This is a genomic window from Pseudarthrobacter sp. 01T43 (genome assembly GCF_056398665.1).
Genome location: NZ_JBFTPV010000037.1, coordinates 1 through 17,105 on the forward strand (window position 1 = coordinate 1; position 17,105 = coordinate 17,105).

Sequence of the window (17,105 nt, forward strand, 5' to 3'; positions counted from 1 at the left end):
CGAACTGGCGGATCCAACTCGCCGCCGTCCTGGACCAAGCCGACCCGTCCCCCGTCACCGCAGTCACCGTCGAAGGCGCCTCCGACTCACCCTCCACCATCCTCCTCGCAGCCTGGCTCACCCTGGCCCTGGACACACCCGTCACCATCCTCGCGGACCCCGCCGGGACCGGCATCCGCCGCGTCCGCCTCACCCGCCCCGCCGGCGACATCCAGCTCTACCGCCCCGGCACCTCCCTCGCCGAACTCACCCAACCAGGCCAACCCACCCAACGCATCTCCCTACCCCGACGCAGCCTCAAAGACTGCCTCGCCGAAGAACTCCGCCGCCTCGACCCCGACGAAACCTTCGGCGAAACCATCACCAACCTCCACACCCCCGCAACGCACCAAGAACCGGACATGACATTCACGTGCAACGGCGAGCCAGGACGCAACCGGGACCATCAGTCGCTGGTCACGGTTTAACGGACCGCGCAACCGAGGACGTGGAACCCCAGCGCGTCAGTTAGATTGGCATTTGGTGCCGATTCACCGGATCCGGCCGGATCCAGGAAAGGAACACAAGAATAATGGTCCATAAAGTACAGGCCGTCATCGCCAGGGAGAAGAATGCCCCGGTTTCGCTGGAGACTATTCTGGTCCCGGATCCAGGGCCGGGGGAGGCCCTGGTGGACATTCTCACCTGCGGGGTCTGCCACACGGACCTGCATTACAAGCAGGGCGGCATTGGCGACGACTTCCCTTACTTGCTGGGCCATGAGGCCACGGGCGTGGTCAGCGCCGTGGGTCCGGACGTCACGCAGGTGGCGCCGGGTGACCGGGTGATCCTGAACTGGCGCGCTGTCTGTGGGGAATGCCGTGCCTGTGCCAAGGGCCAGCCGCAGTACTGCTTCAACACCCACAACGCGACGCAGAAGATGACCCTCGAGGACGGTACGGAACTCTCGCCCGCGCTGGGCATTGGCGCCTTCGCGGAGAAGACGCTTGTGGCCGCCGGACAGTGCACGAAGATTGACGACGACGCCGATCCTGCCGCGGTCGGGCTGCTCGGTTGCGGTGTGATGGCCGGCATCGGTGCCGCCATCAACACCGGCGAGGTCAAGCGCGGCGAATCCGTCGCCGTGATCGGCTGCGGCGGCGTGGGTATCGCCGCGATTGCCGGCGCAAAGCTGGCCGGCGCAACCACCATCATCGCAGTGGACATCGACGCCAACAAGGTGGAGATGGCGAAGTCCCTGGGGGCCACCCACGGCGTGGATTCGAGCAAGGAAGACCCCATCGAGGCCATCCGCGCCCTCACCGGAGGTAACGGAGCGGACGTGGTGATTGACGCCGTCGGACGTCCCGAAACGTACAAGCAGGCGTTCTACGCCCGCGACCTCGCCGGACGTGTGGTGCTGGTGGGCGTCCCGACGCCGGGCATGTTGCTTGAGCTGCCCCTGCTGGACGTCTTCGGGCGGGGCGGGTCGCTGAAGTCGTCATGGTACGGGGACTGCCTGCCCTCCCGTGATTTCCCCATGCTCGTGGCGCACTACAAGCAGGGCAACCTGGACCTCGATGCCTTCGTCACCGAGCGCATCACCATTGACCAGGTGGAGGAAGCCTTTGCCAGGATGCATGACGGCAAGGCCCTGCGCTCGGTCGTTGAAGTACAGACTCTGAAGGAGCTCTCATGACGGTCACCATCGAAAACCTTGTCACCTCGGGCACTTTTTCGCTCGACGGCGGTACCTGGGACGTGGACAACAACGTCTGGATCGTGGGCAACGACGATGAGTGCGTGATCATCGATTCCCCGCACGATGCGGCAGCGATCATCGACCAGGTCCGCGGCCGGAAGGTCCTGGCCATCCTGCTCACCCACGCGCACAATGACCACATCGGCGCAGCGCGCGAGGTCGCTGCCGCCGTTGGCGCCCCGATCATCCTGAACCCGGAGGACCTGGTCCTCTGGAAGCAGGTTTACCCGGACACGGAACCGGACCGGTACCACGGCGACGGTGACGTGTTCGAGGTGGGCGGCACCGCACTTTTGGCCATCCACACCCCGGGCCATTCCCCGGGCTCCACCTGCTTCTACCTCGAAAGTGAGGGAACGGTCTTCACCGGCGACACCCTCTTCAACGGTGGACCGGGAGCGACGGGACGCTCCTACAGCGACTACCCTACGATCCTGACCTCAATCCGGGAACGGCTGCTGCCGCTGCCGGCCGAAACCGTGGTCCGCACCGGTCACGGCGACAACACCACCATTGGTGCGGAACGGGAAACGCTGGCTAAGGTTTCCCAGTAGCAGGTTTCCCAACGGCAGGATCCCGCCAAGGCGCGCCAGGACAGCTGGCGCGCCTTGGCGGGCGTTTTGAACAGGAACGGCGTGAGCCGCAAAGGAAGTTGGAACAATGAAGTTCGGTAAGCAGCCCGCACCCGTCGCGGACATCAACGAGGACCACCTCTCAGTCCACAAGCCCAAAACGGAAGCGGCCGGGGTCAAAGCCGTCATGGTGGCCCTCGAGCGCGCCGTGGCACAGGCCGGCGTGACGCGGACCGCGCAGTCCCTGCTGCGGCTGAACCAGCAGGGCGGGTTCGACTGCCCCGGCTGCGCCTGGCCGGAGTCGGCAACGAAGCGCAAAGCGGCCGAGTTCTGCGAGAACGGCGCCAAGGCGGTGGCCGAGGAAAACACCCTGCGGACCGTGGGGGCGGAATTTTGGGCCAAGCACTCCATCGCCGAGCTCTCATCGAAGACCGAGTACTGGCTGGGCAACCAGGGCCGGTTGAGCGAACCGGTGGTGATCCGCGAGGGCGAGACGCACTATTCCCCGATCTCCTGGGCCGAGGCTTTCGACCTTGTTGGCGAGCACATCCGCGCCTCCACCCCGGACCGCTGCGTCTTTTACACCTCCGGGCGCACCGCCAACGAGACGGCGTTTATGTATCAGCTGTTCGCACGTGCCCTGGGCACCAACAACCTCCCGGACTGTTCCAACATGTGCCACGAATCCTCGGGCTCCGCGCTTAACCCGACCATCGGCATCGGCAAGGGAACCGTGTCCTTGGAGGACATCCACGATTCGGAACTCATCTTCGTCGTCGGCCAGAACCCCGGCACCAACCATCCCCGGATGCTGTCGGCGCTGAAGGAATGCAAGGACAAGGGCGGCAAGGTGGTGGCGGTCAACCCGCTCCCGGAGGCTGGCCTCTTCAACTTCAAGGATCCGCAGACCGTCTCGGGTGTGGTGGGCGGCGGTACGCCGCTGGCCGATGAGTACCTACAGATCAAGGTGGGCGGGGACCTGGCACTGTTCCAGGCGCTGGGCCACCTGCTCCTGGCGGAGGAAGAACGTAACCCGGGCACCGTCGTCGACCGTTCTTTTGTTGACGCGCAGACCGACGGGTTCGACGCCTACCGCGACGCCAGGGGGGAGCTGGACTGGGCGGAAACCGAGAAAGCCACCGGCCTGTCCCTGGAGCAGATCGAAACCGTGGCAGGGATGCTCATCAAGTCCAAGGCCACTATTTTCTGCTGGGCCCTGGGCGTGACGCAGCAGCCGCACTCGGTGGACACCATCAAGGAAATGGTCAACGTCCTGCTCCTGCAGGGGAACTTCGGCAAGCCCGGCGCCGGGGCCTGCCCGGTCCGCGGGCACTCGAACGTCCAGGGCGACCGGACCATGGGCATCTGGGAGAAGCCCAAGGAATGGCTCCTCGATGCGCTGGACACAGAGTTCGGGATTCAGTCTCCGCGACACCACGGCCACGACGCCGTGGAAGCCATGGAAGCGTTCGAGCGTAACGAGGTGGACGTTTTTGTGTCCATGGGCGGCAACTTCTCGCTCGCCTGCTCGGACACCGAAACCTTGGAAGCCGGCATGCAGCGGATCGGCCTGACCGTGCACATCTCCACGAAGCCCAACCGGTCCCACGTGGTGCACGGCCGCACGTCCCTGATCCTGCCCACACTGGGCCGGACGGACAAGGATGACAAGCACCCCAAGGGCGCGCAGTTCCTGTCCGTGGAGGACTCCATGTCCGTGGTCCACTCCACCCAGGGCAGGCTGCAGCCGGTCTCCGAGCACCTGCTCGCCGAACCGGTGATCGTCGCGCGGATGGCAGCGGCGACCTTCGGGCCGGACCACAATGTGGACTGGAAAGCCATGGCCGAGGACTACGACGTGGTCCGGGACCATATCGCCCGCGTCCTGCCCGGTTTCGAGGACTTCAACGTCCGGGTCCGGACCAAAAACGGCTTCATTCTGCCTAACCCGCCCCGGGACACCCGCTCCTTTAAGACGGACATCGGCCGCGGCCGTTTCACCGTCAGCCCGCTGGAATACCTGACCCCTCCCGACGGACACCTGGTACTCCAGACCATCCGCAGCCACGACCAGTACAACACCACGTTCTACGGCCTGGACGACCGCTACCGTGGCATCTCGGGTGGCCGCCGCGTGATCCTGATACACCCTGAAGACCTGGCAGAACTCGGCTTCAAGGACCGGGACCTCGTGGACGTGGTCAGCACCTTCCGCGGCCACGACCGGCAGGCGGACAAGTTCCGACTGGTGGCCTACCCTACGGCTAAGGGCTGCGCCGCCGCGTACTTCCCCGAAGCCAACGCCCTGGTCCACAAGGAAAACGTCGCCCGGGAATCCAACACCCCCGGCTTCAAGGCAATGTTCGTCCGCTTTGTGCCGCACGTAGCGAAGCCGGAAGCAGCCGAGGCGTCCGCGTCGCTTGCGGCTGCCGGCGCCAGCTGATCAAAGAGCACAACGGCCCCGTCTCCCATCTGGGGAGGCGGGGCCGTTCTTCCTTGCATTTAGCGGTTCAGCGGGATGACACCGTCACCGGAGTCCGTGGCTGTGCGCCAGTGCGATCGCCTCGGTCCGTGAGCCGACGTCGAGCTTCCTGAACAGGTTCCGCACATGGAACTTGACCGTATTCTCGCTGATGCCCAGCGTTGAGGCGATGGCCCGGTTGCGGTGTCCGGCAACGAGGTGCTGGAGCACCTCGAGTTCCCGCGCGGCAAGGTCCCATTCGGTGACATCCCCGGCGGGGCGTGTCGTTGTCAGATCCAAGGGCAGGGTGACGAAGACGTCCGCACCCCAGCCCGGCATAACGTCGATCCGCAGTGTTCCGGTGAGGGCCTGGACCCGGCGGTCCAGGCGGGCGATGCTCGGCGCGTCGGCTTTGAGTGCACCCCGCCCGTCGTCACGGACGTTGATCAGCAGGTTTTCGCCGTCGCAGTCCCACTGCGTCCGTACCCTGCTGACATCCGGTTGTTCAGTCATGGCCAGCACCAGTCCGCGGACGATGGCCCGTGCCGCGTGGGCAACTTCGCCGGGCAGGGCCCTTCCGTTCAGCGGCGGTTCTATGAATTCGATCTCAATGCCGCTGTAACGTGTGAGCGGCCGCAGGTCCTCCCGCAGGCGTTCGAAGGCCTTGGCGACGGGCTCTTTTACCAGGTCCGTGGTGCGGTCGCTGTGGGTGCGAAGCCCGATGAGAGCCTTGGCGGTGAGGTCAGTAACGGTTGAGCGGGCTGCTGCATCGTCCAGGGAGGACGAGCGCAGGGCCGCCAGGAGGGTCTCCAGGGTGGTGGAGTGCAGGTCAGTCAGTTCCGCCGTTACGCGGAGGCGTTCCGCGGATGCCGCCCGCGATTCGAGCAGGTACGACGGCGGCGCATCGGCCACTTTCTCCCGGATCCGCCGTGCAGTCAGGCGCCAGAGATACGTCACCATGTCCAGCCCGGCGTTGTGCCCGGGGTCGGCAGGGGCCGGATCCGTGAGGACAAGGAGGGCATTGCTGGAGGCGTGCTTCAGTGCGAGTACCGGCCGGGTCCGGCCGGCGAACTCTGCTTCCCCGAACCAGGGCGTCTCATCCTTAAGGGCACCGCGAAGTGCGTCCAGTTCGGTGATTGAGGCCCGGGAAATGATTTCTTCGTCGCCCGCCTTCTTCTGCGGCCGCCCCGTGCAGTCTTCCGTGAAAATGACCAGCGCACTGCTTCCCATGTAGGGGAGTGCGGCGTCCCGCAGCCGTTCGGCTATCTGGGCCAGGGGTGCATCAGCCAATGCTGCCACGCTCTGCAAAAGTGGCCACGGCAGGTCTGGTAGCGGCATGGTGGATTCCTTCACGGGCTGATGGGCGACGGTGCTCATGCGGCCACCTTACCCGGGTAAAAACGTTGTTCCAACCCAAAAGGGTAGTAAGAACCGTCAGAAAACAGTGTTACCCCTGCCCGTTTGGTTCGCAATCATGGATATCAACCAGAAAGCATCCGTCCGGCCGCTCCAGGCCGACCAGATCCAAAAGGACAAACCGTGAATCCGACAACAAATGTGACGCTCCCCGGCGCTGCAACCTCAGCAACACTCAACTGGACGCCCGCAGACGACCGCGCCGTGGATACCGCCCGTGTTCTGGCCGCCGACGCTGTGGAGAAGGTCGGTAACGGCCACCCCGGTACGGCCATGAGCCTGGCCCCGGCCGCCTACCTGCTCTTCCAGAAGCTCATGCGCCACGACCCGCGTGACCCGGACTGGCTGGGGCGTGACCGTTTCATCCTGTCCCCGGGCCACTCCTCGCTGACCTTGTACGTCCAGTTGTTCCTCTCCGGCTACGGCTTGGAACTGGACGACCTTAAGGCGCTGCGTACCTGGGATTCCCTCACGCCGGGCCACCCCGAGTACAAGCACACGGCCGGCGTCGAAATCACCACCGGTCCGCTGGGCCAGGGCCTGGCCTCCTCGGTCGGATTCGCTTACTCGCAGCGCCGGATGCGCGGCCTGTTCGACGCTGACGCTGCCGAGGGCACGTCCCCGTTCGACCACACCATCTGGGTCATCGCGTCCGACGGCGACATCCAGGAGGGCGTGACGTCTGAGGCTTCCTCGCTGGCCGGGCACCAGGAACTGGGCAACCTCGTGGTGGTCTACGACGAGAACCATATCTCCATCGAGGACGACACCGACATCTCCTTCACCGAGGATGTCCTGAAGCGCTACGAGGCCTACGGCTGGCACACCCAGCGCGTGGACTGGACTGAGACCGGCGAATACGTCGAAGACGTTCAGGAGCTTTACTCCGCACTGCTGGCCGCGAAGGCCGAAACGTCCAAGCCGTCCATCATCTCGCTGCGCACCATCATCGGGTTCCCGGCGCCGAAGAAGCAGAACACCGGCAAGATCCATGGTTCAGCCCTCGGCGCAGAGGAAGTCGCCGGCCTGAAGTCCGTGCTGGGCTTCGATCCGGCTAAGTCCTTCGAAGTGGACCAGGACGTCCTGGCCCACGCCCGCGCCGTAGTGGACCGCGGAGCTGCTGCCCGCAGCGAATGGGATTCCTCGTTCGAGGCGTGGCAGTCGGCCAACCCTGAGGGTGCCGCATTGCTGGAGCGGATCGAAGCCAAGAAGCTGCCCGCCGGACTTGATGCAGTCCTGCCGGTCTTCGAAGCAGGCAAGGATGTTTCCACCCGTGCCGCGTCCGGCAAGGTCCTCAACGCGCTGGGTCCGGTCATGCCGGAGCTGTGGGGCGGCTCTGCCGACCTGGCGGAGTCCAACAACACCACGATCGAAGGCTCGGCCTCCTTCATCCCGGTATCCCGCTCCACCGATGCCTGGAAGGGCAACCCTTACGGCCGCGTCCTGCACTTCGGCATCCGTGAGCACGCCGCCGCGTCGATCGTGAACGGTATCTCGCTGCACGGCCGGACCCGCGCGTTCTCCGGCACGTTCCTGATCTTCAGCGACTACCAGCGCCCGGCCATCCGCCTCTCGGCCCTCATGGGCGTCCCGTCCATCTACGTGTGGTCCCACGACTCCATCGGCCTGGGCGAAGACGGCCCCACCCACCAGCCGGTGGAACAGCTCGCGACCCTCCGCGCCATTGTGGGCCTGGACGTAGTCCGCCCCGGCGACGCGAACGAGGTGGGCATAGCCTGGAAGACCATGCTGGAGAACCATTCAAATCCGGCCGGCATCATCCTGACCCGCCAGAATGTCCCCACCTTCGCCCGCGGTAATGGTGCAGCACAGGGCGAAACCTTTGCTTCCCCTGCCGGGGTTGCCAAGGGTGGCTACGTGCTGGCCGAGGCAGCCAGGGACGGCGCCACCGTTCCGGCGGACGTGATCCTGATCGGTACCGGCTCCGAGGTCCAGCTGGCAGTCCAGGCCCGCGAAGCCCTCCAGGCTGAAGGTATCGCCGCCCGCGTTATCTCCATGCCGTGTGTTGAGTGGTTCAACAAGCAGGACGCGGCCTACCGCGAGTCCGTGCTGCCCGCCGGCATCAAGGCCCGCGTCTCGGTCGAGGCTGGCCTGGCCCTGGGCTGGAAGGAGTTCGTCGGCGACGCCGGCCGCTCCGTCAGCCTGGAGCACTACGGCGCTTCGGCAGACTACAAGCGCCTGTTCCAGGAGTTCGGCATCACCGCGGAGGCAGTTGCCGCCGCCGCCAAGGACTCCCTGGCCGCTGCCCGGAACTGACCAACACCAACACCAGCACTGCGGCCAGCGCCGCGGGACGGCCTCATGGGGCACGTCCCGCGGCGCGGCCGCGAACTGTCACCAGTCCACAATTTTGAAGGAAGAAGCCATGACCAACGCAACCCCCACCGCCCAGCTGTCCGACGCCGGCGTGTCCATCTGGCTCGACGACCTCTCGCGTGAGCGCCTCGCCAGCGGCAGCCTGCAGAAGCTCATTAACGAAAAGAACGTGGTGGGCGTGACCACCAACCCGTCCATCTTCCAGGCCGCCATCACCTCCGGCTCCGACTACGACGCAAAGATCGCCGAACTTGCCGCGCAGGGTGCCGGGGTCGAGGAGACCATCTTCGAGATCACCACCACCGACGTCGCTGACGCCTGCGACCTGTTCGCTCCGATCGCCGCCGCCACGAACGGCGTTGACGGACGTGTGTCCATCGAAGTTGATCCCCGGCTGGCCTGGGACACGGCCGGCACTATCGCCGAGGCTAAGAACCTCTACAAAAAGGTGGACAAGGACAACGTCCTCATCAAGGTCCCCGCAACGCTCGAAGGCCTTGAGGCCATCACGGCAACACTGGGCGAAGGCATCAGCGTCAACGTGACTCTGATCTTCTCCCTGGACCGCTACCGCGCGGTCATCAACGCCTTCCAGTCCGGCCTGGAACTCGCCAAGGAAAACGGCCACGACCTGTCCACGATCCATTCGGTGGCCTCGTTCTTCGTCTCCCGCGTGGACTCCGAGATCGACAAGCGCCTCGACGCCCTCGGCACCGACGACGCCAAGGCCCTCAAGGGCAAGGCAGGCGTAGCCAACGCCCGCCTCGCCTACCAGATCTACGAGCAGCTCTTCTCCAACGATCGGTGGGAGGTCCTGGCCGAAGCCGGCGCCCGTCCCCAGCGTCCCCTGTGGGCGTCCACCGGCGTCAAGGACCCGGCCTACCCCGACACCCTGTACGTGACCGAACTGGTTGCTGCCGACGTCGTCAACACCATGCCGGAGAAGACGCTGGATGCGACGTTCGACCACGGCGTTGTCACCGGAGACACCATCACCGGTGAATACGCGCGGTCCAAGGCCGTGCTGTACGCACTGGACGCGTTGGGCGTCTCCTACAACGAGGTGGTTGCCCTTCTCGAATCCGAGGGCCTGGACAAGTTCGTGGCCAGCTGGAAGGAACTGCTGGCCGACGTCGAAGGCGCCCTGGCCACCGCACGGAAGGCGTCATAATCCACTGAGCATCCGCGGCTACGACGCGTGCTGGCGCCGCAGGCAATTGGGGGGCAGCGCATCCCCGCACGTGTCGTAGTCCGTAGTGCCACCCTTGAGCCCACAAAGCTCCGACTGCTATCGAAAGGCAGACACCATGACCACCTCCTTGAAATGCTGCATCAACCCCAGCATCCTCTCAGCCGACTTCGTCAACCTTGAGGCCGAACTGGCCCGCATCAGCAACGCCGATGCCGTGCACGTGGATGTTATGGACAACCACTTCGTGCCGAATCTGACCATCGGTCTGCCGGTCGTGGAACGGCTGCAAAAGGTCAGCCCCGTGCCGTTGGACGCCCACCTGATGATTTCCAACGTTGACCGCTGGGCGCCGCAGTTCGCCGACGCCGGCTTGAGCTCCGTGACCTTCCACGTCGAGGCATCCGACGCGCCCATCAAGCTTGCACGCGAACTCCGTGCGCGCGGAGCCAAGGCGGGCATGGCACTGCGCCCGGCCACCCCCGTGGAACCGTACCTGGACATGCTCCCCGAACTGGACATGCTGCTGATCATGACGGTGGAGCCGGGCTTCGGCGGCCAGGCGTTCCTGGACGTCATGTTGCCCAAGATCCGCCGTGCCCGAGCGGCAGTGGACGGTTCGGGCGTGAACGTAGCCATCCAGGTGGACGGCGGCATCACGGAGGAAACCATCACCCGCGCCGCGGAAGCCGGTGCCAACGTCTTTGTGGCCGGATCTGCCGTATACGGCAAGCCGTCGCCTGAGGCCGCCATCGAATCGCTGCGCGCCAACGGCCAGCTCGCTTTCGGCTAACTACGCTGCACTCCAACATCACCGCACCCACCAGTATGAAGGACCCCTCATGCGCGTTCACATCGCAACCGACCACGCCGGTATGGAGCTTAGCTCCCACCTCATTACCGCACTGTCAGCCAGTGGCTACGAGATGGTAGACCACGGGCCTGCGGCCTACGATGCCGAGGACGACTACCCGGCATTCTGCATCAAGGCCGCGGCCGCCGTCGTGGCCGACCAGGCCGCCGGCGTGGACGCCCTCGGGATCGTGCTGGGTGGCTCAGGCAACGGCGAGCAGATCGCGGCGAACAAGGTCAAAGGCGTGCGCGCGGCCCTGGCGTGGAACCTCGACACCGCCAAACTCGCCCGCGAACACAACAACGCCAACGTCGTGGCAGTGGGTGGCCGTCAGCACACCGTTCAGGAGGCCACCGAACTGATCGAGGCGTTCCTTTCCGAACCGTATAGCAACGCCGAACGCCACGAGCGCCGCATCGGCAAGATCGCCACCTACGAATCCACCGGCGAGGTTACCGAGTAGCTTCATTTCACCAAGGCCCCGCGCAAWCCTTTCAGAGGWTTGCGCGGGGCCTTGGGACTGTCTGGCACATGCTTGTGGCAGGCACGCCCAAAAACAAAATCCACTTGAGGAGTCACCATGCCCATAGCATCCCCAGAGATCTACTCCGAGATGATCGACCGTGCCAAGGCCGGCGGCTATGCATTCCCGGCCGTCAACGTCACCTCCTCGCAGACGCTGAACGCCGCATTGCGCGGCTTCGCCGAGGCTGAGTCCGATGGCATCCTCCAGGTTTCCACCGGCGGGGCCGCTTACTGGTCCGGCGCTGCCACCAAGGACATGGTGGCCGGTTCGCTCGGCTTTGCCGCGTTCGCCCGCGAAGTTGCCAAGAACTACAACGTCAACATCGCCCTCCACACCGACCACTGCCCCAAGGACAAACTGGACGGCTTTGTCCTGCCGCTGCTGGCAGCCTCGGAGGCTGAGGTCAAGGCCGGCCGCAACCCGATCTTCAACTCGCACATGTGGGACGGCTCGCACGAGACCCTCGAAGACAACCTGCGCATAGCCCGCGATCTGCTGGAGCGCACCGCCGCCGCGAAGATGATTCTCGAAGTTGAGATCGGTACCGTGGGCGGCGAGGAGGACGGTGTGGAGAACGAGATCAACGACAAGCTGTACACCACCACCGAGGACGCCCTGGCCACCATCGAAGCCCTCGGCGCCGGCGAGAACGGCCGCTACCTGACGGCCCTAACCTTCGGCAACGTGCACGGTGTCTACAAGCCCGGCGGTGTGAAGCTGCGTCCGGAGCTGCTCAAGCAGATCCAGGCCGAAGTGGGCGCCAAGCTCGGCAAGGAGAACCCGTTCGACCTCGTGTTCCACGGCGGTTCGGGCTCCAGCGACCAGGAAATCTCCGACGCCGTCTCCTACGGCGTGATCAAGATGAACATCGACACCGACACCCAGTACGCCTACACGCGCCCCGTGGCCGGTCACATGTTGGCCAACTACGACGGCGTGCTGAAGRTCGACGGCGAAATGGGCAACAAGAAGACCTATGAYCCCCGCGTCTGGGGWGCSTCCGCYGAAGCSGGCATGGCTGCCCGCCTGGCCGAAGCCGCCCGACAGCTCGGCTCCCTCGGCAAGACCTTCTAGCGGAACGGCCGGGCGCCAACGTCCTTCACTGCAGTACGATCCGAACCCATAAGCTGCGATCGGGCATGAAGCCGCCCTTCCGGGGCGGAGAGCTTGCAAAAAGGAGTATTCAATGAGCGAGAAATTGCGTTGGGGCGTCCTGGGCACCGCCCGGATCGTCCGCAAGTCAATTCCGGCGTTGCAGGAAACGAGAAATGGTGAGGTCGTAGGTATTGCGTCCCGCACCGAAGAAAGGGCTAAGGAGTACGCCGACAAGCACGGCGTCCCCCAGGCGTTTGGTTCATATGAGGCGCTTCTCGCTTCTCCGGACATCGACGCTGTCTACATTGCGCTGCCGAACGCCCTTCACCTCGAATGGGTGCTCAAATCCTTGGACGCAGGCAAGCACGTCCTCTGTGAAAAACCTTTGGCGATGAGCTCCGCCGAGTGCGAAGAGATATCGCGCAAGGCCGACGAGACCGGGCTCAAAGTCTTAGAAGGCTTTATGTACCGTTTTCACCCGCGGTTCGAGAAGCTGCAAGAGCTGCTCGCGGCCAATGCGGTGGGCACATTGACCTTTGTCCATGTCGTTCACTCCTTCGATGCGGGCGGGGACGACAACATCCGCTGGTATGCCGGACTCGGCGGCGGCGCACTTTTCGATACGGGGTGCTACTGCGTCAACATGAGCCGGATGGTCACGTCGCAGGAGCCGGCTCGCGTCGCCGCCTTCGGCAACTACCGCGACGCCAACGACGGAGGTCGAATCGACACCAGCATGGCGGGCATGCTGCGTTTTCCCGGCGGGGAAACCGCGCTTTTTGATACCGGAGTGAACCTGGAGCGCCGCAACTTTTTGGAAGTCACGGGCACCGGGGGCCGGCTCTACCTCGACAATCCTTTCGGGCTCTTGGAGGAAGACTCTGTCCTGGAGGAGCATCACTTCGGGCAGGACACTGTCTATCACGCGGTCAAGGGCGAAAACCATTTCGTACGAATGGGCGAACACTTCGCCGACAGCGTCTTCAACGGTTCGCCGCTCCGCTACGATCTCACGGACGCCGCAAACAACGCCCGGGTGTTGGAGGCTCTCGACAGGGCGGCGCGGAATCAGGACGGTAGCGTCTGAACCGGGACCCTTTCAGGCGCTGACAGGCTCTCCGCGGTCAGCGAACCGGATTCCCCGGCCCGCTGGCCGCCGTGCGACCAGCGGGCAGCTCAGCCGAACAGGACCGCGGCTTCGTCGTAGCGGTTCTGCGGCACAGTCTTGAGCTGGCCCAGGGCTTCCTTGAAGTCCACCTGCTCGATCTCCGTGCCCTTTAGGGCAACCATGGTGCCCCAGAAGCCTTCCACCACAGAGTCGACGGCCGCCATGCCCAGTCGCGTGGCCAGGACCCGATCGAAGGCTGACGGCACACCGCCGCGCTGGATATGGCCCAGGATGGTGGCGCGCGTTTCGATGCCGGTCCGGGCTTCGATTTCGGGAGCCAGCTGGTCCGCGATCCCACCGAGCCGGGGCCGGCCGAAGGTATCCAGGCCACGCTCGGAGTGCGGGGCTTCCATATGGTCCGGGGCAAACCCTTCGGCAACCACTACCAGTGGTGCGCGGCCCCGAGTGTGGGCTTCCTTCACCCACTGGGCAATCTGCTCAATGCTGACCTTCTGCTCCGGAATGAGGATGGCATGGGCGCCTGCTGCCATGCCGGCGTGCAGGGCGATCCAGCCCACGTGACGGCCCATCACCTCCACAATCATGCACCGGTGGTGCGATTCGCCGGTAGTGCGCAGCCGGTCGAGGGCCTCGGTGGCGATCTGCACCGCGGTGTCGAAACCGAAAGTATAGTCCGTGGCGTCAAGGTCGTTGTCCACAGTCTTCGGGACACCAACAATCTTCAACCCGGCATCGGTCAGGCGCTTCGCGGCTGCCAGGGTTCCCTCGCCGCCGATCGCGATGATCGCGTCAATCCCGAGACGGTCCATGTGGGCCTTGATGACCTGGGGTCCGCCGCCGTTCTCAAACGGGTTGGTGCGGGAGGTGCCAAGGATGGTGCCGCCCTGTTTGGCGATACCCCGGACCAGAGTGCGGGGAATATCGATGATGTCGCCCTCAACCACACCGCGCCAGCCGTCCAGGAAACCCACGAATTCGTGGCCGTGGATGGCAATGCCCTTCAAAACGGCGCCGCGGATAACGGCGTTTAAACCGGGGCAGTCGCCACCGCTGGTGAGGATTCCAATTTTCATGTTTCGGCTCAAATCATAGGAGAAGGTTTACAGCAGGGCACCAGAACGCCCTTTATTGGTGCGGCACGTGCCAAAACCTGTCAGGCCCGGGGTTGCCCCCGGGCCTGATGCGGCACAGCTATTGCGGTTAGGACGTGAAAATCACAAAGAACTTCCTGATCCGCTCCTGGATCTCCCAGGTCCCCTGCCATCCGATCGGGAAGATGGCGGATGTTCCGGCCTCCAGGGTGATCGGTTCAGCTCCATCCTCGGTGACCACCATGCGGCCTTCTAGGACATGAATCGCCTCACCGCGCTCAAGGAACTCCCACCGGGAGAGGCCTGGGTCGGCTTCCCAGACTCCGGAGAGGATGCGGGAGTCGTCGCTGGTGAAGGGGATGGCAATTCGCGTCGGTATCTCGTCGCCGATGACCTCGGCCAACGGCGCGCCGAGCAGGGATTCGTCGAGCTTCCCTGCGAAGAGCTCGCTGGGCTGGAAGGTGATGCTCATGTGGACGTACCTTTCTGTTGCTGCCCGCCGGTAGCGTCTCCGGCGGGCTGGTGGTGGCCGTGGCTCAAGATAAGCAACGGTTGAATTTAGGCCAGTGCGGCGAGCACCGACATGGCTTCCTCAACAACATCCGTGGTGGGGAAGGAGGGGCGCTTCATGCCGGCCATCTCTTCCATAACGCGGACTACCTGGCAGCTGTAGCCGAACTCGTTGTCGTACCAGACGTAGAGGACCAGGTTCTTGCCGTTGGCGATGGTGGCCAAGCCGTCCACGACGCCGGTGCGGCGTGATCCGACGAAGTCCGTGGACACAACCTCAGGAGAATCGACGTAGTCGATCTGCCGGCGGAGTTCCGAATGCAGCGACATTTCCCGCAGGAAGTTGTTGACCGCGTCTTTGGTGGTGCCGTTTTCCAGATTCAGGTTCAGGATGGCCAGGGAAACGTCCGGCGTGGGGACCCGGATGGAGCTGCCCGACAGCTTGCCCTCAAGTTCGGGCAGCGCCTTCGCGACGGCGGTGGCGGCACCGGTTTCGGTGATGACCATGTTCAGCGCGGCGGAGCGTCCGCGGCGATCGCCCTTGTGGAAGTTGTCGATCAGGTTTTGGTCGTTGGTGAACGAGTGCACAGTTTCCACGTGCCCGTGGATCACGCCGAACTTGTCGTTGATGGCCTTCAGGACCGGGGTGATGGCGTTGGTGGTGCAGGACGCTGCCGAGACGATCCGGTCAGTATCCTCGATGCTGCCGTGATTGATCCCGTGCACGATGTTCTTCAGCGCGCCCTTGCCTGGGGCGGTCAGGAGAACGCGGGCCACGCCCTTGCTCTGCAGGTGCTGGGACAGGCCCTCGGCGTCACGCCAGCGGCCCGTGTTGTCGACTACAAGAGCATCTTTGATGCCGTACGCGGTGTAGTCGATGGTGGCGGGGTTGTCCGAGTAGATGACCTGGATCCGCACGCCGTTGGCGGTGATGGTGTTGGCGTCCTCGTCAACGCGGATGGTGCCTCGGAAGGAACCGTGGACCGAGTCGCGGCGCAGCAGGCTGGCACGCTTGGTGAGGTCGTTATCGGAGCCGCGGCGAACCACGATGGCGCGGAGGCGCAGGCCTTGGCCGCCACCGGCCTTTTCGATGAGCAGGCGCGCCAGCAGGCGGCCAATCCGGCCAAAGCCGTAAAGCACGACGTCGGTGCTGGGGCGGTCATCCGCACCGCGCTTGCCCACCACCTCGGCGAGTTCCGCGCGGAGGAATTCGTCCAGGGTGGCACCGTTGCCACCTTCCTTGAACTTTTGGTTCAGGAGGGCGATATCGATCGCGGCCGAGCCGGGCTCCAGCCGCAGCAGGGTCTCCAGCAGGGGGGCGGTCTCCTCCGGACGCAATTCGTCCTTACTGATCCGGCGTGCGAATCGGTGCGCCTTGAGGATGTCCATGGTGGACTTGTTGACCAGGGTCCGGCCATGAATGCTGGTCACCACGTTGTTTTCGCGGTACAGCCGGCCAATCACCGGAATCATGGCCTCGGCGAGTGCCTCCTGGCCCATCCAACTATCAAGGCAAGAATCTGAAGTTTGTAGCATCGGGCTGCCTTTTCAATATGGGTCGGGTCTGGATGAGCTTCAGCTCCTGAGATGGTCCAGGAGGCCCGCCGGTCTTTCCGAAGGGTGGTTAGTTGATGGCGGCGCGGAGCTGCTTGGCTGCCAGTGCGGGGTCGGCTGCACCGTAGATGGCGCCGCCGGCAACGGCAACATCGGCGCCGGCCTTCTGGACATCTGCGATGGTGGCGAGCTTCACGCCGCCTGCCACGGAGAACGCGCGGACTTCCTTGGCACGGGTGACCTTGTCTGCGATGCCGATGAGGTCAACGACAACGCCCTTGTTGTGGGCCTTGGCAGCCTTGACGGCACCGGCGATGGTGGAGTCGTCAGCGGCACCGAGCACGGTGACCAGGTCAGCGCCGGCCTTGAAAGCAATGTCGGCTTCGAGCTCGCCGGCGTCCATGGTCTTCAGGTCAGCGAAAACGACCTTGTCCGGGTGGGCGTTCTTGATCGCGGTGATGACCGAGAGGCCTTCGGCCTTGATCAGCGGGGTACCGAGCTCGATGATGTCAACGAATTCGGCGACCTGGCCGGCGAGTTCAAGGGCGGCTTCGGTGGTCAGGAGGTCGATAGCAACTTGAAGCTTCATGATGGTGTTTTCTTTCTGTTGAGAACTACAGGTGGGTGTGGA

Annotated in this window: 15 protein-coding genes; 10 read left to right on the top strand and 5 right to left on the bottom strand. The window is 64.4% G+C overall.

Features of this window, described 5'->3' with window-relative positions; genetic code table 11:
- The 4 genes from AC1DIM_RS18950 to AC1DIM_RS18965 all read left to right on the top strand — a co-directional run.
- The coding region (locus AC1DIM_RS18950; protein WP_477712040.1) for a glucose-6-phosphate dehydrogenase assembly protein OpcA at positions 1 to 467 on the top strand (467 nt) is incomplete at its 5' end.
- 104 nt (positions 468 to 571) lie between these two features.
- Positions 572 to 1,678: an S-(hydroxymethyl)mycothiol dehydrogenase gene (locus tag AC1DIM_RS18955; RefSeq protein ID WP_477712041.1), complete on the top strand. Its 1,107-nt coding sequence runs from the start codon at positions 572 to 574 to the stop codon at positions 1,676 to 1,678.
- Complete coding sequence (locus AC1DIM_RS18960) at positions 1,675 to 2,295, top strand: MBL fold metallo-hydrolase (protein WP_477712042.1); 621 nt, start codon at positions 1,675 to 1,677, stop codon at positions 2,293 to 2,295. The genes AC1DIM_RS18955 and AC1DIM_RS18960 overlap by 4 nt, the downstream gene beginning before the upstream one ends.
- Before the next feature lie 106 nt (positions 2,296 to 2,401).
- On the top strand, positions 2,402 to 4,756 hold the full coding sequence (locus tag AC1DIM_RS18965) for an FdhF/YdeP family oxidoreductase (protein WP_477712043.1): 2,355 nt from the start codon (positions 2,402 to 2,404) through the stop codon (positions 4,754 to 4,756).
- Between the two features lie 84 nt (positions 4,757 to 4,840).
- Here AC1DIM_RS18965 and AC1DIM_RS18970 read toward each other — a convergent pair whose 3' ends face one another.
- Entirely contained in the window at positions 4,841 to 6,112 is a 1,272-nt protein-coding gene (locus tag AC1DIM_RS18970) for a helix-turn-helix transcriptional regulator (RefSeq protein WP_477712053.1), read from the bottom strand.
- A gap of 201 nt (positions 6,113 to 6,313) precedes the next feature.
- Here AC1DIM_RS18970 and tkt point away from each other — a divergent pair, with 201 nt between their 5' ends.
- The 6 genes from tkt (at position 6,314) to AC1DIM_RS19000 (ending at position 13,277) form a co-directional block, all read left to right on the top strand.
- Positions 6,314 to 8,467 carry a transketolase gene (gene tkt / locus AC1DIM_RS18975; protein ID WP_477712044.1) on the top strand — a complete coding sequence of 718 codons (2,154 nt, stop codon included), beginning with the start codon at positions 6,314 to 6,316 and terminating at the stop codon, positions 8,465 to 8,467.
- A 109-nt stretch (positions 8,468 to 8,576) separates the two neighbouring features.
- Positions 8,577 to 9,698 carry a transaldolase gene (tal, locus tag AC1DIM_RS18980; protein ID WP_477712045.1) on the top strand — a complete coding sequence of 374 codons (1,122 nt, stop codon included), beginning with the start codon at positions 8,577 to 8,579 and terminating at the stop codon, positions 9,696 to 9,698.
- Positions 9,699 to 9,834: 136 nt separating this feature from the next.
- Entirely contained in the window at positions 9,835 to 10,509 is a 675-nt protein-coding gene (rpe, locus tag AC1DIM_RS18985) for a ribulose-phosphate 3-epimerase (RefSeq protein ID WP_477712046.1), read from the top strand.
- Between the two features lie 49 nt (positions 10,510 to 10,558).
- Positions 10,559 to 11,032, top strand: a complete 474-nt coding sequence (locus AC1DIM_RS18990) for a ribose-5-phosphate isomerase (RefSeq protein WP_477712047.1) — start codon at positions 10,559 to 10,561, stop codon at positions 11,030 to 11,032.
- A gap of 117 nt (positions 11,033 to 11,149) precedes the next feature.
- Positions 11,150 to 12,169: a class II fructose-bisphosphate aldolase gene (fbaA, locus tag AC1DIM_RS18995; RefSeq protein ID WP_477712048.1), complete on the top strand. Its 1,020-nt coding sequence runs from the start codon at positions 11,150 to 11,152 to the stop codon at positions 12,167 to 12,169.
- Between the two features lie 112 nt (positions 12,170 to 12,281).
- Positions 12,282 to 13,277 (top strand): Gfo/Idh/MocA family protein, encoded by a 996-nt coding sequence (locus AC1DIM_RS19000; RefSeq protein ID WP_477712049.1) that lies wholly within the window; start codon positions 12,282 to 12,284, stop codon positions 13,275 to 13,277.
- Positions 13,278 to 13,366: 89 nt separating this feature from the next.
- Here AC1DIM_RS19000 and AC1DIM_RS19005 read toward each other — a convergent pair whose 3' ends face one another.
- The 4 genes from AC1DIM_RS19005 to AC1DIM_RS19020 form a co-directional block, all read right to left on the bottom strand.
- Positions 13,367 to 14,392: an ATP-dependent 6-phosphofructokinase gene (locus AC1DIM_RS19005; protein ID WP_477712050.1), complete on the bottom strand. Its 1,026-nt coding sequence runs from the start codon at positions 14,390 to 14,392 to the stop codon at positions 13,367 to 13,369.
- Positions 14,393 to 14,519: 127 nt separating this feature from the next.
- Positions 14,520 to 14,882: a cupin domain-containing protein gene (locus tag AC1DIM_RS19010; RefSeq protein WP_477712051.1), complete on the bottom strand. Its 363-nt coding sequence runs from the start codon at positions 14,880 to 14,882 to the stop codon at positions 14,520 to 14,522.
- A gap of 86 nt (positions 14,883 to 14,968) precedes the next feature.
- Positions 14,969 to 16,456 (bottom strand): glyceraldehyde-3-phosphate dehydrogenase, encoded by a 1,488-nt coding sequence (locus AC1DIM_RS19015; protein ID WP_477712052.1) that lies wholly within the window; start codon positions 16,454 to 16,456, stop codon positions 14,969 to 14,971.
- A gap of 88 nt (positions 16,457 to 16,544) precedes the next feature.
- On the bottom strand, positions 16,545 to 17,063 hold the full coding sequence (locus AC1DIM_RS19020) for an orotidine 5'-phosphate decarboxylase / HUMPS family protein (protein ID WP_477712054.1): 519 nt from the start codon (positions 17,061 to 17,063) through the stop codon (positions 16,545 to 16,547).
- Positions 17,064 to 17,105 lie beyond the last annotated feature (42 nt).